Source organism: Chlamydiota bacterium (assembly GCA_012729785.1).
Classification (GTDB): domain Bacteria; phylum Auribacterota; class Tritonobacteria; order UBA1439; family UBA1439; genus UBA1439.
Genome location: JAAYCL010000014.1, coordinates 53,857 through 72,981, shown reverse-complemented (window position 1 = coordinate 72,981; position 19,125 = coordinate 53,857). Strand labels below are relative to the sequence as shown.

Annotated in this window: 23 protein-coding genes, 1 tRNA gene and 1 other RNA gene; 5 read left to right on the top strand and 20 right to left on the bottom strand. The window is 69.2% G+C overall.

Annotated elements, in window-relative coordinates:
- The first annotated feature begins 1 nt into the window (after position 1).
- Positions 2–277, top strand: coding sequence for a zinc ribbon domain-containing protein (locus tag GXY35_03090; GenBank protein NLW93574.1), 276 nt, complete (start codon positions 2–4; stop codon positions 275–277).
- A complete protein-coding gene (locus GXY35_03085) occupies positions 213–1,610 on the top strand; it encodes a tetratricopeptide repeat protein (protein NLW93573.1) in 1,398 nt (465 codons plus the stop codon). Before GXY35_03090 ends, GXY35_03085 begins: the two co-directional genes overlap by 65 nt.
- Here GXY35_03085 and GXY35_03080 read toward each other — a convergent pair.
- The 10 genes from GXY35_03080 to GXY35_03035 all read right to left on the bottom strand — a co-directional run bounded on the left by GXY35_03080 (position 1,604) and on the right by GXY35_03035 (position 9,875).
- Entirely contained in the window at positions 1,604–3,235 is a 1,632-nt protein-coding gene (locus GXY35_03080; protein NLW93572.1) for an NAD+ synthase, read from the bottom strand. The two genes, GXY35_03085 and GXY35_03080, sit on opposite strands and share 7 nt — an antisense overlap.
- A 20-nt stretch (positions 3,236–3,255) precedes the next feature.
- Positions 3,256–3,660 carry a PaaI family thioesterase gene (locus GXY35_03075; GenBank protein ID NLW93571.1) on the bottom strand — a complete coding sequence of 135 codons (405 nt, stop codon included), beginning with the start codon at positions 3,658–3,660 and terminating at the stop codon, positions 3,256–3,258.
- A 9-nt stretch (positions 3,661–3,669) separates the two neighbouring features.
- Positions 3,670–4,080: a hypothetical protein gene (locus GXY35_03070; GenBank protein ID NLW93570.1), complete on the bottom strand. Its 411-nt coding sequence runs from the start codon at positions 4,078–4,080 to the stop codon at positions 3,670–3,672.
- An 18-nt stretch (positions 4,081–4,098) separates the two neighbouring features.
- Positions 4,099–4,581: a hypothetical protein gene (locus GXY35_03065; GenBank protein NLW93569.1), complete on the bottom strand. Its 483-nt coding sequence runs from the start codon at positions 4,579–4,581 to the stop codon at positions 4,099–4,101.
- 154 nt (positions 4,582–4,735) lie between these two features.
- On the bottom strand, positions 4,736–4,909 hold the full coding sequence (locus GXY35_03060) for a hypothetical protein (GenBank protein NLW93568.1): 174 nt from the start codon (positions 4,907–4,909) through the stop codon (positions 4,736–4,738).
- Positions 4,910–4,951: 42 nt separating this feature from the next.
- Positions 4,952–5,764: a thiazole biosynthesis protein gene (locus tag GXY35_03055; protein ID NLW93567.1), complete on the bottom strand. Its 813-nt coding sequence runs from the start codon at positions 5,762–5,764 to the stop codon at positions 4,952–4,954.
- Positions 5,765–5,789: 25 nt separating this feature from the next.
- Positions 5,790–6,224: a SoxR reducing system RseC family protein gene (locus GXY35_03050; GenBank protein NLW93566.1), complete on the bottom strand. Its 435-nt coding sequence runs from the start codon at positions 6,222–6,224 to the stop codon at positions 5,790–5,792.
- Between the two features lie 107 nt (positions 6,225–6,331).
- Complete coding sequence (locus GXY35_03045; protein ID NLW93565.1) at positions 6,332–7,015, bottom strand: hypothetical protein; 684 nt, start codon at positions 7,013–7,015, stop codon at positions 6,332–6,334.
- Between the two features lie 53 nt (positions 7,016–7,068).
- Entirely contained in the window at positions 7,069–7,548 is a 480-nt protein-coding gene (locus GXY35_03040) for a (2Fe-2S)-binding protein (GenBank protein ID NLW93564.1), read from the bottom strand.
- A gap of 2 nt (positions 7,549–7,550) precedes the next feature.
- Entirely contained in the window at positions 7,551–9,875 is a 2,325-nt protein-coding gene (locus GXY35_03035) for a xanthine dehydrogenase family protein molybdopterin-binding subunit (protein NLW93563.1), read from the bottom strand.
- A gap of 214 nt (positions 9,876–10,089) precedes the next feature.
- On the opposite strand from GXY35_03035, the gene GXY35_03030 reads away from it, so the two are divergent.
- Both GXY35_03030 and GXY35_03025 read left to right on the top strand, forming a co-directional pair.
- The gene (locus GXY35_03030; GenBank protein ID NLW93562.1) at positions 10,090–10,959 is read left to right on the top strand and encodes a hypothetical protein; all 870 of its coding nucleotides are present in this window, start codon (positions 10,090–10,092) and stop codon (positions 10,957–10,959) included.
- A 93-nt stretch (positions 10,960–11,052) separates the two neighbouring features.
- Positions 11,053–11,730: a DUF2270 domain-containing protein gene (locus GXY35_03025; protein ID NLW93561.1), complete on the top strand. Its 678-nt coding sequence runs from the start codon at positions 11,053–11,055 to the stop codon at positions 11,728–11,730.
- A 26-nt stretch (positions 11,731–11,756) separates the two neighbouring features.
- Here GXY35_03025 and GXY35_03020 read toward each other — a convergent pair whose 3' ends face one another.
- From GXY35_03020 to GXY35_02990, 7 genes are all read right to left on the bottom strand, one after another.
- The gene (locus GXY35_03020; protein ID NLW93560.1) at positions 11,757–12,176 is read right to left on the bottom strand and encodes a peptide chain release factor-like protein; all 420 of its coding nucleotides are present in this window, start codon (positions 12,174–12,176) and stop codon (positions 11,757–11,759) included.
- A 26-nt stretch (positions 12,177–12,202) separates the two neighbouring features.
- The gene (locus tag GXY35_03015; GenBank protein NLW93559.1) at positions 12,203–12,748 is read right to left on the bottom strand and encodes an arginine decarboxylase, pyruvoyl-dependent; all 546 of its coding nucleotides are present in this window, start codon (positions 12,746–12,748) and stop codon (positions 12,203–12,205) included.
- A gap of 72 nt (positions 12,749–12,820) precedes the next feature.
- Positions 12,821–13,822 carry an agmatinase gene (gene speB / locus GXY35_03010; protein ID NLW93558.1) on the bottom strand — a complete coding sequence of 334 codons (1,002 nt, stop codon included), beginning with the start codon at positions 13,820–13,822 and terminating at the stop codon, positions 12,821–12,823.
- A 107-nt stretch (positions 13,823–13,929) separates the two neighbouring features.
- A complete protein-coding gene (locus GXY35_03005) occupies positions 13,930–14,337 on the bottom strand; it encodes a response regulator (protein ID NLW93557.1) in 408 nt (135 codons plus the stop codon).
- A gap of 39 nt (positions 14,338–14,376) precedes the next feature.
- Entirely contained in the window at positions 14,377–14,694 is a 318-nt protein-coding gene (locus GXY35_03000; GenBank protein ID NLW93556.1) for a hypothetical protein, read from the bottom strand.
- A 428-nt stretch (positions 14,695–15,122) separates the two neighbouring features.
- An RNA gene (gene rnpB, locus GXY35_02995) (RNase P RNA component class A) lies at positions 15,123–15,536 on the bottom strand.
- 134 nt (positions 15,537–15,670) lie between these two features.
- The gene (locus GXY35_02990; GenBank protein NLW93555.1) at positions 15,671–16,453 is read right to left on the bottom strand and encodes a hypothetical protein; all 783 of its coding nucleotides are present in this window, start codon (positions 16,451–16,453) and stop codon (positions 15,671–15,673) included.
- 96 nt (positions 16,454–16,549) lie between these two features.
- Here GXY35_02990 and GXY35_02985 point away from each other — a divergent pair.
- A tRNA-Val gene (locus tag GXY35_02985) sits at positions 16,550–16,626 on the top strand.
- A 130-nt stretch (positions 16,627–16,756) separates the two neighbouring features.
- Here the strand turns inward: GXY35_02985 and tsaB are convergent.
- The 3 genes from tsaB to thiL form a co-directional block, all read right to left on the bottom strand.
- Positions 16,757–17,515 carry a tRNA (adenosine(37)-N6)-threonylcarbamoyltransferase complex dimerization subunit type 1 TsaB gene (tsaB, locus tag GXY35_02980; protein ID NLW93554.1) on the bottom strand — a complete coding sequence of 253 codons (759 nt, stop codon included), beginning with the start codon at positions 17,513–17,515 and terminating at the stop codon, positions 16,757–16,759.
- Positions 17,516–17,616: 101 nt separating this feature from the next.
- On the bottom strand, positions 17,617–18,084 hold the full coding sequence (tsaE, locus tag GXY35_02975) for a tRNA (adenosine(37)-N6)-threonylcarbamoyltransferase complex ATPase subunit type 1 TsaE (protein NLW93553.1): 468 nt from the start codon (positions 18,082–18,084) through the stop codon (positions 17,617–17,619).
- A gap of 90 nt (positions 18,085–18,174) precedes the next feature.
- Positions 18,175–19,122 (bottom strand): thiamine-phosphate kinase, encoded by a 948-nt coding sequence (gene thiL, locus GXY35_02970; GenBank protein NLW93552.1) that lies wholly within the window; start codon positions 19,120–19,122, stop codon positions 18,175–18,177.
- Between the last annotated feature and the right edge of the window lie 3 nt (positions 19,123–19,125).

Sequence of the window (19,125 nt, the reverse complement as noted above, 5' to 3'; positions counted from 1 at the left end):
GATGCCAACCTACGAGTACGAGTGCCGAAAGTGTGGACGCTTCGACCGGTTTCAGCGGATCACCGCGAAACCGTTGAAGGCGTGCCCCCGCTGCGGCGCCGCCGTGAAACGTCTCATCGGCGCGGGCGCCGGCATCATCTTCAAGGGCCACGGTTTCTACGCGACCGACTACCGAAGCCACGGGTATCGGGCCGCGGAGAAAAAGGAGAAGGATGCCAGCGGCACCAAGAAGGACTCGAAAAAAGACTCCCCCTCGCCGGCCGCGGCAGGCGCCTGACGCCCGATCCCGCGCCGCCGCCGTCCCGGAGGACGTCGACACCCCCGAGAAAAGACGTCTCTACGACCTCGTCCGCGAACGGCCGCAGCAGCTCTCCAACGTCAAGGCGCTCGCGGCCCTGATGCGGGCCGACAACTGTCACGCCGCGGCCGCTGCCGTGCTCAGGAAGGCCCTCGCCCGAAACCCCGGGGACCGCGACCTGCTGAGCCACCTCGCCAGGACCTACTGCGAGGCGGGCAAGGCCCCCCGCGCGATCCGCCTCTACAAAAGGCTCATCGCCGCCGACCCCGACGACCCGGCGCCGTACGAAAGGATCGACCGCATCTACCGCGACCGCGGGATGTTCGAGCAGGCGGTGCGCCTCTATCGCGGCATCCCGCGCGGCAGCGCCCTGAAGGAGCGGAGCCACGAGCGGCTCCACTTCCTCCTCGTGGAGAAGCTGGGGGATTTCCCCCGCGGCATCGCGAACCTCTCCGAGGCGATCAGCCGTTTCGGGCCGAGCTACCGGAGGTGCAAGGACCTCGGCCGGCTGTACGCCAAGAGACAGGACTGGCGGCGCGCGGCGCGCTTCTACAAAAAGGCGCTCGGTTTCAAGGCCGACGACGCCGACCTGATCGGGATGCTCGGCTGGGCCCTTGCGGAATCCGGCCGGTTGTCAGAGGCCGCGGACTGCTTCCGGAAGGTCCGCGGCACCTTCCAGGGGGCGGCAAGCCTCGCCGAGCTCTACCTGCGCCAGGGCCGCCTCGCCGATGCCGAGACGGAACTGGACGCGCTCGGGGCGCGGTACGCGGGCAATTCGCGCGTCGCCATCGGGCGCGCCGAGCTCGCGCTGCGGCGCGGGGATGCCTCGACCGCGCGGCGCATCTGCGAGGAGGCGCTGCTGCGCACCCCGTCCTACTTCGCATTCGAGCTTGCCCACGGGCACGAGGTCCTCGAGGCCGCCTGCAAAAAGCTCGGGGTGCCCGCGGAGGCGGCGCGGCACGGCGTGCTCGCGCGGGCGCTCAAGGCGGGGCCCGACACCTACACCGCCCTGATCACGCTCGCGGAGAAGTCGCTCGGGGGCGGGGACCTCGACGCCGCGGACGCGTTCCTCGATCAACTCCTCCGCCTCTACCCCGGCAACACCCGCGCCCTCGCGGGAAAGTGCGAGATCAGGATGCGGCGGCGGGACCCGCGCGGCGCGGTCGAGATCGGGGAGCGGGCGCTCCAGAACGCCAATCCGAAGTACCGGGAGGAGCAGGCGCGCTGCCACGAGCTGCTGAGCCGCGCCTACCGTGCGCTGAAGGACCGCACCCGGGCCTCCTACCATCGCGCCCGTGCGGCCGCTCAGTAGTAGCGCTGCGCGAGCGGGATTCGCCGCCCGCTCCCGAACGCCTTCGAGGTGACCTTCAGGCCGGGGGGCGCCTGCTGCCGCTTGTACTCGTTCCGCTCCACCTTCCTGATGATGTCGCAGACGAGCCTCCGCCCGTACCCCGCGGCGACGATCTCCGCGGGTCCCTGCCGCTTCTCCACGTAGCGGGAGAGCACCGCGTCGAGCTCCTCGTACGGGGGCAAGGTGTCCTGGTCCGTCTGGTCGGGCCTGAGTTCCGCCGACGGGGGTTTCGCGATGCTCGCGGCCGGAATCAGCTCCCCCCCCCGGTTGAGGTGCCGCGCGAGGCGGTAGACGAGCGTCTTGGGCACGTCGGAGAGCACCGCGAGCCCGCCCGCCATGTCCCCGTACAGGGTGCAGTAGCCGACCGCCATCTCCGACTTGTTCCCGGTCGAGAGCACGAGGGCGCCGTACCTGTTCGAGAACGCCATCAGGATGTTGCCGCGGATGCGCGCCTGGATGTTCTCCTCCGTCGTGTCGCGGCGGCGGCGGAGATGCGGCGCGAGCGTCCGGAGGTACGCCCGGTAGACCGGGCTGATCGGAACGACGGAGAAGTCGATGCCGAGGTTACGGGCGAGGAGGCGCGCGTCCCTGACGCTCCCCCTGGACGAGTAGGGCGACGGCATCGCGACGCCGCGCACGTGCCCCCGCCCAAGCGCCCGCGCCGCGATGCAGGCGGTCACCGCCGAGTCGAGCCCCCCGCTCAACCCCACCACCGCGTCCCGGAAACCGCACTTCCGCGCGTAGTCCCTGACCCCGAGGATCAGCGCCTCGCACACGGACTCCTCCGGGGGGCCCTCCCGGCGGGGGGAGGCGAGGGGCGGGCCGTCGTCGCAGACGAAGACGAGGTCCTCGGAGAACGCCTTCCCCTGCGCGATGAGCGCCCCGCCCGCGTCCACGGCGAAGCTGTTCCCGTCGAAGACCAGTTCGTCGTTTCCCCCCGTCTGGTTGACGTAGCAGAGGGGGATCCCATGGCGCGCGGCGATGCGCGACGCGATCGAGCGGCGCAGCGCCTGGTGCCCGATCGCGAACGGCGAGGCCGAGATGGCGATCAGCAGCTCCGCCCCCTTCCCCGCCAGCATCTCGACCGGGTCGGCGGCGTAGAAGCGCCGCTGCCAGAACTCCGGCGGGTTCCAGATATCCTCGCAGATGGCGAACCCGACCCGCCGCCCCGCGATGGCGGCGACGGTCACGTCGCAGGCGGGGTCGAAGTACCGGCGCTCGTCGAAGACGTCGTAGGTGGGGAGGAGCATCTTGCGGAAGACCCGCCGCACCGCGCCGTTGCGGATGAGGGCCCCGGCGTTGAAGAGTCCCTTGCCGACGGACGACCGGTTCCGGGCGGCGAAACCCGCCACGACCGGCATCGCCCCGACCTCGGCGGCGAGCCGTTGGAGCGCCTTCAGGTTGTCGTCGACGAAGTCGCGGTTGAGGAGGAGGTCGCGGGTCGGGTAGCCGGTGATGCACATCTCGGGGCAGACGCAGAGATCCGCCCCCCCCCGCTCCGCCCGGCGGACGGCGCGGAGGATGCGGCGCACGTTGCCGCGAAAGTCGCCGATCGTCGGGTTTATCTGCGCGAGCGCGACCTTCATCCCCGTCCCCCCGCCGCGGATCAGTCCACCAGGAGGCACTTGGCCTTCGCCTCGGCGACCAGGGCGCCGTCCGGGGAGCGCGCCTCCGCCTCCGCGAGCACGAGCCTCCCCTTCCGCCCCGTGATCCGCCCGGTGAACTCCACCCGCTCCCCCACCCGGACGGCCTCCCTGAACCGGAGGTCGAGCGCGGCGGTGACCGCGCGCAGGCCCATCCGCCAGGCGAGGTTCAGCATGATCTCGTCCAACACGAGGCCGATCAGGCCGCCGTGGACGATCCCCTCGTACCCCTGATGTTCCTTGCGGAAGGAGAACGAGGCGCGGAGCGCGCCGTCGGGGGCGGCGGAGAAAACAAGCTTGAGCCCCGCGGGGTTCTTCTCCCCGCAGGCGAAACACCACCGGTCGTCGCTCAGTCGGAGCGCGGGCATACCTGCGGGCTAGGGGCCGGCTGGCGGCCTCTGCGGCGCGCGCGCAACCCGGAACGGGTAGCGGGTCACGAGCGTCCCCTCGAGGCTCACCTCCACCCAGTACAGCCCCTCCTCCGCGAAGCGGATGTTCTGGAAGAAGTTCACCACGATCGAACCGCGGTTCTCCTCCGTGAGGACGATCTTGACCGGGACGCTCTCGACCACGCGGGTCTTCTTGTCGGGGGCGACGACCGCGGAGCGGGCGTGGAACTCGCCGATGCCGTTGTACCAGGAGTTGGCGATGCAGAGGCGGTGGTGCACGGCGGGCAGGCCCTTCACCCAGATGTTCTGGAAGACGCCGAGGAAGATGAACTTTCCGTTGATCTCCTGGCGCACGTCGTCGCAGAGGACCGAGTAGACGAGATCCGGCTTCATCTGCATCGGGCGGCCTGCGCCTTTCTACTTCACGCGGAGCTTCACGGAGTCGAAGAAGATGATATTGGCGGTGTGGGGGCCCAGCTCCTCGAGGAAGGTGGCCGGGATCCACGCATCGTACTGCGCGAGGAACAGGTAGAAGGTGATGTAGTTGTGCCGCATATCCGCGGGGATGACCACGTTCGGCCGCACGCGCGCCGAGTACGGGAACTCCCGGCCCCAGACGGCCCTGTAGACGGGCTGCCATCCGTTGCCGATATACCCGACGTACCCGTCGAAGCTCAGGGAGAAGTTCCCGTAGGTGGTTTTCGCGAAGCAGTAGACATCGAACGGCACGGAGACCGGCGCCCGCAGGGCGACGTCGAACTGGAACCGCCGCCCCGCGACCAGCGGCGAGGGATTGATGCAGAGCGGCTTCCGCTCCTCCCCCCGGCACTCCGCCGCGGCGCAGACGCACGCCGCGCAGAGGAGGACGGCGGTCACGCAGATCCGGTGTCGAACGGTCATCCCTCCCCCCTCCCGAAGGCCGCGGCATCGCGGGCCTTCCACCCGATAGGGTACTACGTGCGCCGCCCGGAGGCAACGGAACCGAAACAAGAAAAATGCCCGGCGGCGGTGCCCCCCACCGCCGCCGGGCGCGTCGCGCCTCGTGCCGCCGGAACTACTTGTTGACGGCGTCCTGGACGGCTTTGTTGGCGTCGTCGACCGCCTGTTTGGCCGAGTCGACCATCTTGTTGAGCGCGTTCGCCGCCTTTTCCTCCGGCGGCGGCTCCTTGCACCCGAGGAGCGCGGTACCCAGCGCGATCGCCATCGCCGCGCAGACGAGCTTCCTCATCGTACCCTCCTTCTTAAACCTTGTCGGTTTCAGTATAGGGCTTCAGCGGGGACGCGGCAACTGTTTTCTGCCGCTTGCGGAGAGGATCCGTTCCGCCGCCAGTTTCCCCGAGAGGAGCATCCCGCCGAAGATCGGCCCCATCCGGGGGCCGCCGAAAACTGCGTTGGCCGCCATCCCGGCCACCTGGACGCCGGGATAGATCTCCTTCGTGTGCGCGACGATCGTCCTCTCCCCACGCTCCGCCCACATCGGCTTCTCGCCGAGGAGGTCGCCGGTCTCCGTCAGAAGCTTTTTCCCGATCTTGCGGACGATGATGTTGGCGATCTCCGCGGCGTGGCCGGTCGCGTCCACCACAAATCTGGCGCCGGCGGTCAGCGGGTCGACGTGGAGCCGCGCCGCCTCCACCGCGGTCCACTGGAGCACCACGCCGGTCACGCGCGCGCCGCGGATCATCACGTCCTCCGCCGAGAGCAGGTTGAATATCCGCGCCCCCGCCTTCACCGCCGTCGCGCAGAGACAGGCCACCGTCTCGATCGAGTCGGTCGTGTAGTAGCCGTCCCCGCGGTCCTTGACGCGCACGCCGGCCTCGCGGAGAATCGGCAGGGAGGCCTCCTGGAAGACGCAGCGGCCGCACATCATGCCGCCGCCCCACATCCCGCCGCCCACCGACAACCGCCGCTCGTAGACGGCGACCTTCATCCCCCCCCGCGCCAGGTACTGCGCGGCGACGAGCCCCGACGGCCCCGCGCCGACGACCGCCGCGTCGCAGTCGAGGTGCGCCAAAAACTCTTTCGTGTACTCCTCGACGATGATGCGCGAAATCGCCACATCGTCGAGCCCTTTCAGGCCTTTCATATTCTTCACGCCCCTTCCGCCCTCCTCACCCGCAGATGCCGTCGGCACTCTTGCCTCCGTCTGTTATCCGTTCCACGACCGTCGCCGCGCAGGCGCCTGTTTTCCGCATCCGCCTGTCGTAGCGGTGCAGGGCTCCGTAGGCGAGGAGGAAGGCGGCGAATCCGACGCCCATCCCGGCGGTCTGGGAGCCGGTCAAGGCGGTTCCGCCGAGGCAGCCCGCGACGAGGAGCGCAAGCGGCAGACCGTACACCAGGAGGGCCGCGCGCAGCGGATCCGGCCCCGCCGCCTCGACCCTCACCCTGTCGCCGACCTTCGCCCCCGCGGAGTTCAGCGCCTCGATCACCATCCCCCCGGGCCCGATCGCCGCGCAGACGCGGCAACCGCCGCAGGCGCCGCGGCGGGCGATGCGCACCCGCGCCGTGTCGCCGTCGAGCGCGAGCACCGTGCCCTCTTCCCTCATCGCCCCCTCCCGGCGAGGATCCGCCGCGCCCCGCCGGCCCGGCGCGGGAACAAGCCGTCGCCTCCCGTAGATTCCGAGGGGACCGCCAGGCGGGGCGCGATGGGGCCTCAGCCCCTCTTCTTCTTTTGCCGGAGCGCGGCGTCGACGTAGGCCCGCATCCGGGGAAGCTTGCTCTCGACGTAGGGGCCGATGGACGTCTTGTCGAGGATCGGGTTGCAGCCGAAGAGACACCAGGGCTGTATCGGGGCGGGGGGCACGGCGCCCTCCAGCACGATCGCATCCTGCTTCAGCTCGGGCCGCTCCCAGAACGGGTGGAGATACCGGATCCCGTAGGCGCGCGCGAAGCGGTCCGCGGGCGCGATGTAGTCCTGCGTCTGTTCCGGGTAGTAGTCCTGCCCCTTCTGGAACCCGTCCGCGATCTCCCGGATCCCGTGTCGCCTGCAGTAGACGATCGTCTTGCAGAGCATCGCGAGCTTGCAGCCGCAGCAGACGAGGTTCCCGCCCCCGCCAAAGCGCTTCACGTCCTCAACCATCGGCACGACGGCGAGATCGCGGAACAGGGCGGTGGAGTCGAGGAGCTCCCATGTGCAGAGGCCCGGAAACCGCCTCTGGATGAAGCCCGCCTTGTACCCGGCGAGCTCGAGCCACTTCTCCGCGCCGTTGTCGAATGTGAGGAGGCGCGTCGCGCGCCCCCGCCGGAGGAGATGGACCGCCACGGCGGTCGAGTCCGTCCCCCCCGAGAACAGGACCGCGACCGGCGACGGCCGCGCGCGCCGGGCCCGCGTTCCCATCGGCGTCCCCCCCTGAGCCTCTCCCGCCAAACGGCCCCGCGTCTTCGGCACGGTCAACCTTCGGTCCCGGCGAGCTTGTTCTGCGCGAGTCTCGCCCCCTCGAGGAGCGCCTCGTAGCCGGTGCAGCGGCAGAGGTGCCTGGAGAGCGCCTCGACGATCTTCTCCTCGGCCGCCGCCGGCGTGGCCGTGAAGAGGGCGTGCAGCGTCATCACGATCCCGGGGATGCAGTAGCCGCACTGCACCGCCCCCGCCTCGATGAGCGCCTCCTGTATCGGGTGGAGCGTCGTCCCGCGCGCCATCCCCTCGATCGTGAGCACGGTCGTCCCGTCGAGCCTCTTCGCCGGCAAGACGCAGCTCTTTTTCGCGACACCGTCGACGACGATCGTGCAGGCGCCGCAGGAGGCGTCGTCGCAGCCGCGTTTCGTCCCGGTAAGGCCGAGCGTCTCGCGAAGGACATCGATCGCCTTCTCCCACCCCTCGAGCTCCACGCTCCGCGCCGCGCCGTTGACGGTGAAGGATATCCTCTCTGCCATGGCTAGTTTCCCTTCTCCTCGATGGCCTTCTTGATCTTCTCCGGCGTCAGGGGGATCTCGCTGAACTCGACCCCGATTGCGTCGTAGACCGCGTTGAGGATCGACGGCGCGACGCCGATCACGGGGTGCTCGCCGATCCCCCGCGCGCCGAACGGCCCGATCGCCTCGGGGGTCTCCACGAACTCGATCGTCTGTTTTTTCGGCGCGTCCTTGATCGTGGGGAACCGGTATTTCGAGAAGTGCGGGTTGACGGCCTTGCCGTCGGGGGTGAATCTGAGCTCCTCGCAGAGCGTGGCGCCGATCGCCATCATCACCCCGCCGGCGACCTGGCCCCTGATCTGCCGGGGATTGATCACCTGTCCGACGTCGAAACATGAGACGAAATGGTCGACGATGATTTTCCCCGTCGCCTTCTCGATCCGGATCTCGCACGCCTGCGCCCCGAAGGTGTAGGTGATCCCCATCGTGCCCTGCCCGCAGGCGTTCGGGTTCGACTGCCGGGGGAGGCGCGCGTCGGCGGTGGCGTGGACCACCTCGCCCACCGTCACGCCGTCGTCATAGGTGTAGCCGCGGGCGAGCTTCGCCACCTCGACGCGGACACCGGGATCGTGGTTCAGATAGATCCAGTCGCCGTCGTGGACCAGCCGGTCCTCGTCCACCCGGAGGACCTGGGCGGCGGTCTTCTTGAGCTGCGCGACCGCCTTCTCACACGCCCTCAGGATCGCCCTCCCCCCCTGGATCGTGAACATCGACCCGATCGTCTGCCACTCCCACGGCGAGAACTGCGTGTCGATCTCAGTGTAGACCCGAATGCGCTCGGGGGCGATCTTCAGCGCCTCGGCCGCCACCTGTCGCACCACCGTCCGCAGGCCCTGCCCGACCTCGGCGCCGCCCATGTTGATCGAGACGCTCCCGTCGCTGTTGTACTTCAGGTAGCACGACTTCGAGGAGAACGGCGCCCCCTTGGGCGACTTCATCAACGCGGCGAAGCCGCGGCCGTACCAGTACGTCGCGTCCTCGGCGATCGTCTTCGGCTTCGAGAAGACGATGCCCCGGACGACATCGGCGCACTTCTTCACGTTCCCGTTGCTCTCCCAGAGCCGCTCGCCGAGCGAGGTCACCTTGCCGGGGCCGAGGTAGTTCTTCTCCCGCAGAACGAACGGGTCCATCTTCAGCGCCCGCGCCAGCCGGTCCATCATCCGCTCCATCGCGAACTGCGACTCCTGGTGGCCGTAGCCGCGGTACGCCCCGACGGGCGGCGTGTTGGTGTAGACCGCGAGCCCCTCGAGGCGGCAGTGGGGAAACTCGTAGGCGCCGGTGGAGTTGTGCGTCGACGCGATCAACACGTGGATCCCGGTGTCCATCGAGGCGCCGGTCGAATGGAGGATGGTGGTCTGCAGGGCGGTCAGCGTCCCGTCCCTCTTGGCGCCGATCTTGATCCTCGTCCTGATCCCGTGCCCGATGAGCGTGCTCAGGAGGTCCTCCTGGCGGGTCGCAACCCACTTCACCGGGCGTCCCGGCACGAAGCTCGCGATGTAGGCGACCGTCTGCTCGATGGTCACGTCGGACTTGTAGCCGAAGCAGCCCCCCACCTCGGGGACGTGCACCCGCACGTCGCAGATCGGGAGCCCGTAGACGAGGGCGACGTCCTCGCGCACGATGAACGGGCAGATCGAGGACGACCAAATCTCGATCGTCTTGTCCTCGTGGAACCACGCGATGGCGCCGTGCGGCTCGATGGCGGCCGAGGAGCCAAACGGGTAGTTGAACTCCCCCTCCAGCACGACCTCCGACTCCCGGAACCCCTGCTCCACGTCGCCCTTCTTCAGGGTGTAGCGGGTCGCGATGTTGGTGCCGGGAACCGGCTCCATCCCCGGGAGGTGGACGAACGTCGGGGCCTCCTCGTGGATGAGAACGGCCCCCTCCTTCAGGGCGTCGCGGGCGTCGATGTAGACCGGGAGCGGATCGTAGACCGCCTTGATCTTCGCGACGGCGGCGCGGGCCTGGTGGAGCTTCTCCGCCACCACGGCCGCAACCGGCTCCCCGATCCAGCGGACCTTGTCCACCGCGAGCGGGAGGCGGTCCTTCATGTTTTCGCCGTAGCGGAATCTGCAGTCGCGCCCGGTGACGACCGCCACCACCCCCGGGCACTTCTCCGCCTCGGAGGTGTCGATCGAGACGATCTTGGCGTGCGCGCAGTCGGGCCGAAGGAAGGCGATGTGCAGCAGCCCGGGGAGACGCAGATCGTCGAGAAACTGGACCCGTCCCGTCGCTTTGGCGGCGGCGTCGGGCCTGGGGATGTTCGTGCCGACGTAGGTGTACGCCATCTGGGACCCCTCCTCGCCATCCGGGTTGTCGCGGCGGTTCACCGCGAGGGAGATTCAATCTACCACACAGGTGAGCCCCCCGCCACCCTAAAACCGCGCCGTGCGAGCCCCCCACCGCCCCAACAAGCGGCCTGAATTATTCCCCGGGGCCGGTTGACATCCTCGCGGCCGTCCCGCTATACTGTGGCGCTTGGTAACCGGAGGAGGAGGCACGATGAAGAAGAAAAAGAAACGGGGCCGCAAGGCCGCGGGGACGAAGAAGACGCCGCGCGCCCGGAAACCACAACGCGTCGTCCGGAAGAAACGCGCCGTGAAGAAGGCGGCGGCGGTTCCCCTCCCCGCCCCCCCGGTCGAAACGCCCCCCTACGTCGCTCCTCGACGGGTGCATATCAAGGACGCGGTCTGCGCGCTCCTTCCCCACGTCGACCCGAGGCTGATCAAGAAGCTCGACTACTGGGCGCTCTACACAATCCACCAGGATGTGGTGAAGAGCGGCGCGGACCCGGAGACGCTCGCGAGGAAGCTCATCAAGGGGTACGACCCGGCGAAGGCGCTGCCGGTGAAGCCGGTTGTGCCGGAATCGCCGCCGTTGTCCCCGAAGGCGGCGGCAAAAGAACAGGAGCGTATGATGCGCGCCCAGGAGATCGAGAACAGAAAGATGGATGCGAAGAAGCGGGAGCTCGCCGCGCGGGAACGCGCCCGCGTCGCGAAGGAGCGCGCCCGCGCGAAGGCGCAGGCAGCCAAGCTGCGCGAGCGCGCCGCGCGCGAGGCCGCGCGGGCGAAGCGCCGGGGAACGGCGCCCGCAGCCGCGGCGCCCGCCGCCGCGGCGCGGAAGGCCTCTTCGGCGACCCCCGCGCCCGCCCGATCGTCCGCGCGCGTTCCCGCGGGCACGTACATCGCCCCGGTGCGCGCCAGGATCCGGGAGGAGCTCGTGAAGGTGATGCCGATGATCACGCAGTCGGACCTCACGGGGCTCGACTACTGGGCGCTCTACACGATGCACTCCCGCATCTGCAAGTACGGCGACGACCCCGAGTCGATGGCGAGGAAGTTCGTCAAGGGGTACAAGAAGGCCAAGAAGTAGCCGCGCTCGCCCCCTCCCCCGTCCGCGGGGGAGGGGGATCTTTCACGGGGCGCCGCGTTCCGCCGGCCCCCCCGGATGGGAGGATCCGCAGGGATGGATCCGGCCGCCGCACCGCTTGATATCCTCGACCACCCCGAACAGATGCTGCAGACCGGCGCCGTCGTGCACTACTACCGCGCCACGGTGACCCGCTCGAACGCATGGCGGAACATCGTGGACAACACCACCGACTGGGCGGTCGCCGCCACCGCGGGGATGTTGAGCTTCGGCATCGTGGGCGGCGGCAACCGCCACATGATCCTCTTCGTCGCCCATTTCTTCATCCTGATGTTCTTGATGATCGAGGCGCGCCGTTACAGCTACTACCTCTCGATCGACTGGCGCGTGCGTCTCATCGAGAAGGAGTATTACGCCAAGGTCCTCCTCGGGAATGCGGCCGCCCAGCGCGGCGAGTGGCGGGTGCGCCTCGCCGAGGACCTCCTCCGCCCCCACCGTCCCCTGGCTTTCCGCGGCGCCCTGACGCTGCGCCTCCGCAGGACCTACATCTGGATCTTCCTCATCCTCACGCTCGCCTGGGTAGCGCGCGTCGCCACCTACCCCGCCCCCGTGGGCACGCTTCGCCAACTCTGGGAGCAGTCGGGCTTTTCCACGGTTCCGGGGTGGCTGTTCTGGATCGCCCTGGCGGGACTCTACGCCCTCCTCCTCTCCGCGCTGCATTCGCTGCCCGCGACGCGGAGGAGACTGGAGAGGGAGGGGTTCTCGATCGGCTGAACGGCGCGGCCGCCGAAAGGCGGCCGTCACGCGTCGGCGTACCCGGCGGGTCTCCGCAGCGCCTTCTTCTCCGCGTGTTTGCGCTTCTCCTCCAGCATCCGCGCCTTCGCCCGGCGCGACCGCCGACGCTTCCGGCGCCGCTGCCGCTGCCGCTCCTGCTCCGCGGCGCTCGCGCGCCCCAGGCGGATCTTCTCGATGCGCGCGGCGAGGCGCTTCCTGGCGAGGTAGCGGTTGAGGGAACGCGAGCGCTCCTCGGAGCACTTCACGGAGACGCCGCTGGGGCGGTGGAGCAGCCGGACGCAGGTCGAGGCCTTGTTGAGGCGCTGCCCCCCGGGGCCGGAGGAGCGGATGAACTCCTCCTCGAGGTCCTCCTCCCGGATGCCGAGACGGCGCATCAGGGCGGAGAGGGCGCGCTCCTTCCCCGGCGAGACGGGAAAGAGGGACACGGCGCGGCGCCTCCTCGATGCCGAGGTCAGAACAGGAACACGGCGGCGGCGAGCACGGTGGTGTAGTTGCCCGACGGGGTGACGACCGCGGACTGCGTGACGTTCATCGCGCGCACCACCTTGTTCTGGATCCGGTAGACGGACTTCTGCTCGTCCCAGCTCCTGTCCTCGTCGAAGTCGATGCCGAGCGTGCTCGCGAGCATCGCCGCAGCCATATCCTCCGCGTTGTCCCCGGCCTGTTTCTCATTCTCCCCGAAGGTGTGATACTCGCTCAGGTAGCCGTAGAACCCCTTCGACGGGACCGCGCAGCCGACGCTCGCCGAAAGGAGGCGGTGGGGCTCGTTCGACGAGCAGCGCGCCAAAACGGTGAAGGTGATCATCCCGGGGACGAGCTCCTTGAGGCCGCGCGCCCGCGAGATGATCTTGCAGTCGGGCGGAAGGATGCTCGAGACGGTCACGAGGTTGCACCGCTCGATCCCGGCGTCGCGTAGCGCCAACTCGAACGAGCGCAGCTCCCTCTTGTGCGTCCCGACCCCGTTAGTGAAGAAGACACGCTTGGGCACGAACAGCATAATCATCCCTCCCTTTCGCGTTCGCCGCCATACAGCTGCCACGCAAAGCGCGTGTTCGGGGCGAAACGGCGTTCATGCGCCGTCGGAGCGGCGCCGCCGGAGATGCCGCCCCCCGCCTTTCGTCTCCCCCGGTGCGCGCGTGTGCCCCGCATCCGGTGTTTTCCGCGTCCTCCGCGCGCTCCCACCCCTTCCCAGCAGGTCGGCAAAGACGTACCCCAGCATCCGGTAGACGAGCTTGGCGGCGAGGAAATCGGGCGCCACATTGCCCGGGATGGGGCAGAGTTCCACCACGTCGAAGCCGACGACGCGCCGTCCCGCGCAGGCCGCCCTGAGGATCCCCAGCAGCTGGTACCAGCCGAGCCCGCCCGGCTCCGGCGTGCCCGTGGCGGGCATGACGGACGGGTCGAGCGCATCGAGGTCGACGGTGATGTACAGCTCCTCCCCCAGCCCCGCGACGATCTCCTGCGCGGAGACGCGCCCCTCGGCGATATCCGCCGCGAAGAAGGTGGCAACGTCGGAACCCAGGCGGAACCGCTCCTCCTCGGCGCTCAGGCTCCGTATCCCCGCCTGAACCAGCGTTCCCATCTCCGCGGCCCTCCTGCCCGCGCAGGCGTGGCTCTGGCGCGTGCCCTGGTACGCGTCGCGGAGGTCGGCGTGCGCGTCGAGCTGGAGGATCGAGAGTTTCCGGTGCCGCCGCTTCAGCGCGCGGAGCGCCCCGGTGGTGATCGAATGTTCGCCGCCGAGCGTCACCGGGAGCTTCCCCGCGGCCGCGACCCTCCCCACGGCGCGCTCCACCGCAGCGATCATATCGTCCGGGGAGGAGGCGGTCGGCTCGAGCCGGTCCTGGGTGTGGATGCCGATGCGGAACGTCTCGACGCGCAGCTCCTCGTCGAAATGCTCCATATTCATCGAGGCGCCGATGATCGCGTCGGGGCCGCTCCGCGATCCCGACACGTACGTGGAGGTGAGGTCGTACGGGACGGGGATGATGACCGCGCGCGCGGAGTCCCACGAGGAGTACGCCGGGGGGAGGCCGCAGAAGTTGCGCGGGACGAACCGGGGCGTGCGACTCAATTCACTCCTCCATGACGGAACGCGCTGGTCCGGGATCCTGAACGGGGGGAATGGTATGACCTTTGCCCCGCGCCTGCAAGCGGAATCATCGCCGGGAAAAGGAAGGATCAGTCCGGCGCGGACGAACGCGCGTGGCGGAAACGGTACTCCTGCGCGTCGAACGCGCCGCGCACCAGGCCCCTGATCTCCTCGGCATCGAACGGCTTGTGGACGTAGTCCACGCACCCGCGGGCGACCGCTTCCTTCGTCGTCTCCTCGGACGGATAGCCGGTGACGACGAACACAAGGATATCCGGGCGGATCTCGCGCACCCTCCTGAGCACCTCCAACCCGTCCATATCGGGCATCACCAGGTCGAGGATCAGCATATCGAAGCCGTCCGCCGCGATCCTCTCGAGTGCCTCCAGGCCCCCGGCGGCGCCGTGCAGCTCGTACTCCGGCGCGGGAAAGAGACGGCCGAAATAGTCCCGCACCGCCTCATCGTCATCCGCCACCAGTATCCTCTTCGCTGGCATCGCCGTTCCCCCGTCCCATGCCTGACATGCGCCGCGGGCCTACGGAAGGGAGCGGTGCGAGAGAACCCTGCCGTCGCAGTCCACGACGACGGCGCACCGCCGCTCCTCCTGGAACAGCCCGAGCAGGTCCGCCGGTACGGTGAACCGCGACGTGACGGTCCACCTGCCGTCCCGGAACTCCGCCTGGGAGCGTATCCCCCACGCATCCGCGTTTCGCTTCCGTATCTCCCGTTTGGCCAGGGCGACCGCCTCCGGCTGCGCGATGCACGGCGCCGCCCCTTGGTCGCCGGCCCGCCAGCCGACGGCCGAACAGCCGCACAGCAGCGACAGAAACGCCGCGCACAACAGACGCTTCATGCCGATCCCCCCTGTCGTTCGTCCCGCATCCCGCGGTATTCTACCGCACCCGCTTGATTTCGAGGCAGGAAAAAGTGGCGCGAAACCGGCACGCTGCGGCTCCCGCCGGCGCTCGGGGAGGAGGAATATGTCGCGCGACGCCTGCGCCCCCCGCGGGGTGCGGGTGCGGCGTCGATCGTTTCAGTGAGGAGGGCGATGCACCGCGCGTGCGGAACGAGGCGGATGACGCCGCGCCCCCGCGCATCAGCTCGAGCCGGCGAACGGGGCGCCGGCGAGCGGGCTCACGCGCCCCGCCTCGTCGAACGGATACGCACCGCGGGGGCAGTGCCCATCCGATCCGGATGCACAGGCCGTTCGCCCGGTTCCTGTCCATCCCGATCCACGCCGCCGCGCGCCGGACGGCCGCGCGGATACGGAAATTCAAGCACTGTCAGGGCGGGCCTATAAGCCGGATTCTGTATCCCTGTGCCCGAGTGGGGAATGCACCCGCACTTGCGCACCGGACGGCGGCCATTCCTCTGGGCCGCGGATTGCTCCGCGGCTCAAGCGGCCTACCCGGGGCTGTCCCCTTGCGGGATCGGAGCGGGCAGCTCCTCGCCCCCTATTTGGCCTTGCACCGCGCAGAGTTTGCCTCGTTTCACCCCTCCGTTGCCGGAGGACTCGCCCCGCCATGAAGGCGGGGCGCCCTGCCCGATGGCAGGGCGTCTCTGTGGCACTGGTCCTTGCCGGAGGCCCTTGCGGGTCCCCGACCGCCCCGATGTTATCGAGGTGCGCCGCCCTGTGGTGTCCGGACTTTCCTCGCCGGGCGCTTTCGCGCCCGGCGCGGCCGCCCGGCCCGCCCTGAACAGTGAGAAAGAGCTGAAAGATCGATGCGGAAAGGTCCGGGGCGCCGAGGGAACCCCCGCCGGCCGTTCCCCCTCGAGAATCAGGGCCGCCCCCGCTCCGCGGCATGCACCTATCCCGCGGAAGCCGTCGCCTATGCCTGCCCGACGATCCCCGGCGCCGGTTCCGGGGACGGTCCGGCGGCGGGCTCCTTGTCCACGAGCCCTTCCGCCCAGTAGAGGATTCGCGAGCAGCTCTCGCAGATCACCAGCTCGTCGCCCTTGCGCACGAGGTGCGCGATCTGCGGAGGCAGGTGCATATGGCACCCGCCGCAGACGTAGCCGGCGAGCGGCACGACCGCCATGTCCCTCTTGTTCCGAAAGATCCGCTGGTACCTGCGGAGCACGGCCTCGTCTATCCCGGGGAGGAGGGCGTCTCGCTCGGCCTTGAGCGCGGCGATCCTCGCCTCGATCCGCGTCCCCTTCTCCGCGGTGTTCCTCTCCTGCGCGGCAAGATCGTGCCCCCTGGCCTTCACGTCCTCTTCGCCCGCCCGTATCGTCCCCTCGCGCTCCTCGATCTCCAGCATCGTCTCGAGGATCCTGTCCTCGATCCGGGAGTTCTCGATCTGGCGGTTGACGATCTCCTTCTGGAGCGCCTGGTATTCCGCGTTGGTCTTGACGTCGAACTGCTGCTTCTGGTACTTGGCGACCGCCTCGAGCTTCGCCGAGGACTCGAGTTCGAGCTCCTTCTTCTTCATCTGGAGAGCCTTGAGCTCGCCCTTGCGCCGCTCGACCTCCCCCTCCGCCTCTTTGACGGCCGCCTTCGCTCCCTCGAGCGCTTCCGGGAGCGCCGCCTTCTCCTTCTCGAGGGCCATAAGCTCGCGCTCCCGCTCCTGCACAACGAGGAGCCGCGCGATATCGCGTTGAAGCTGGTGCATTGGGTATCCCCTTTATCACAGTATAGCGAAATCCAGGACGGGGCGGAAGATGGTTTACAGGCGGGATGGAACTGGTATACTGAGGACATCCTCGGGGGGCGATTAGCTCAGCTGGCTAGAGCGCTTGGATCACACCCAAGAGGTCGCAGGTTCAAGTCCTGCATCGCCCACCATCCCTTCCCGGCCGCTTGTGTCCGACCAGTCGGGTCTTGCCGGTTGAATGCTCTGTAAAGAGTAAAGGCCTGACCCTGGATTGCCGCCGCGGTCGATGCCGTTCGGATGCCCGCACCGCAGCTTCGCGCGTTACGCCCTGCCGCCGGCCGGTTTCACGCGGACGCCCGGGAGAAGATAGAGCGGGGCGACCGCGCCGGGGGGATCGTCGCGGACGGCCGAGGGGCTCTCGAACAGGAGCGCGGCGGCCGTCGCGGACGGGAAGCGGTTCTCTGTATCGAACGAGGCACGCCCGGCGAAGAGTTTCGCGAGGGGTTCCCTGAACCTGTCGAGGTGCGGCCCGAGGAAGAAGACCTCCCCCTCGATCCTCCCGGGGAGGGCGTCGGGCCGGCAGACGAACGGCTCCTGCGCGCGCCGGTACTTTCCGCCGTCCCGCGCGTAGACCGCCGCGTAGAGCCCGTGACTGTGCGCGTCGGCGACGACGCACAGGCGCTCCGCCCCCCTCTCGCTCCCCGCCCCTCCCCCTCCGGGGGAGAAGGGCGGAGACGGGATCCCGTCTTCCCTCGCGCCGGCCGGTTCGAAATATTCGGCGACGAGCGCGTCGAAACCGCAGACGCCCCTGATCGGCGTCCCGCGGGCGGCGGAGAACCCGCGTGCGGTCGCGAGGCAGATCCTGATCCCGGTGAACGAACCCGGTCCGATCCCGACGGCGATGCCGTCGAGGTCGCCCGCCGCCAGCCCGCACTTCTTCAACAGCCCGTCGAGCGCCGGGACGAGCTGCGCGGAGGCGCTCCGGTCGTCCGGGAGCACCGTCTCCGCCGGCGCCCCCCCGCTCCGGACGACGGCGATGCTCGCCCTGCGCGTGGATGCCTCGAGCCCGAGGATATTCATGCGTTCATCGCCTCCACAGAAAAGACGGAGAAGAACAGCCGTTCACGCCGCGCGCATCCGCGTCCAGCGGTTTCCCGTTCCCTTCGCGGCGCGATCCCTCTTCAGCCGCCTCCATCCGCGGCCAGTCTTTCCGCCTGCGCCCCCCGCACGGTGATCCGGCGACTCTTCTCGCCGGTGACCTCGATCTCGATATCGATGCGGTCCTCCGGGAGAAGCGCCGCCATCCGCTCCGCCCACTCGATCGCGATCACCCCCCCGCGCTCGAGGTAGTCCTCCCAGCCCAGCTCGACCAGTTCAGTCCCGTCGGGGAGGCGGTACAGGTCGAAATGGAAGAGCGGGATGCGCGCCGGGTACTCGTTGATGATGACGAACGACGGGCTGCTCACGCGCGCGGGCGGGACGATCCCGAGCCCCTCCGCGAGCCCCTGGACGAAGCAGGTCTTCCCCGCCCCGAGTTCGCCGCGGAGCGCGAGCACCGCGCCGGGCTTCAGGCGCGCGCCGATGCGCGCCCCGATGCGCCGCGTCTCTTCAGGTCCCGAAGAGATAAATAAGGTAGACGTTGTATCCATCATACTCCCAGAGAACGAATTACAACTTTAAACGTACCGGGGACGATTAAAGTATTAACTCGTTGCGGCGGCGTGAGTTATATACAACGTCTACGCGAGGTGTGCAAACCCCCCCTCGATGAGGGGCCTCTCCCCCTCCGGCGTCGAGAGCGTGATGCCGTGCGCCTTTCCCATCACCGTCCCGATCCGCCGGATCCCGCAGTCGAAACGCGCGTCGAACGCCTCCTTCACGACGGCGTCGTCGACGGAGGGGGCCACCGCCGCGAGCAGCTCGAAATCCTCCCCGTCGTAGAGCGCCCTCCGGAGGAGCGTCTCCTCGTCCGCATCCCCGATCGCCGCCCTGTCGACAGGTATCCGGCCGGCGCACAGCCGGAACCCCGCCTCGCTCGCCTCCGCCATCCTGAACAGGTCGCTCCCGAGCCCGTCGCTCAGATCCATCATCGCCGTTACCGGGAAGCGCTCGACGAGGAAACGGGCCTCGTGCACCCGCGGCGTGAAGGCGAGGTGTTTGCCCGCGAGCGATCCCCCCAGCCACCCGGTCACCCAGAGGCCGTCGCCGGTGCGGGCGCCGGAGCGCAAGACGAGCCGCTCCCGCTCCACATCCCCGAGCATCGCCACCGACACGGCGAGCCCGCGACTGCTCCCGACGGTGTCCCCCCCCGCGATCCCGCAGTCGAACCGCCGGGCGGCCTCGTCCATACCCCGGTACAGCTCGCGGCAGAAGTCGACGCCGAGCCCCCCGGGGGCGCCAAGCGACACGACCGCGGCGCGCGGCACGCCGCCCATCGCGGCGATGTCGCTCAGACTGCAGGCGAGCGCCTTCCACCCGATCCGGTACGGGGAGGCGGCGGCGAGGTCGAAGTGCGTCCCCTCGACGAGCATATCCGTCGTGAAGAGCAGGACGCGCCCCGGGGCGGGCGGCTCGAGCACGGCCGCATCGTCCCCGATGCCGACGAGCGTCCCCGGCCCCGCGGACAGCCGCCCCCTCAGCTCCCGTATGAGGGCGAACTCGCCGATGTCGCCGAGCGTCCGTTCCACGCG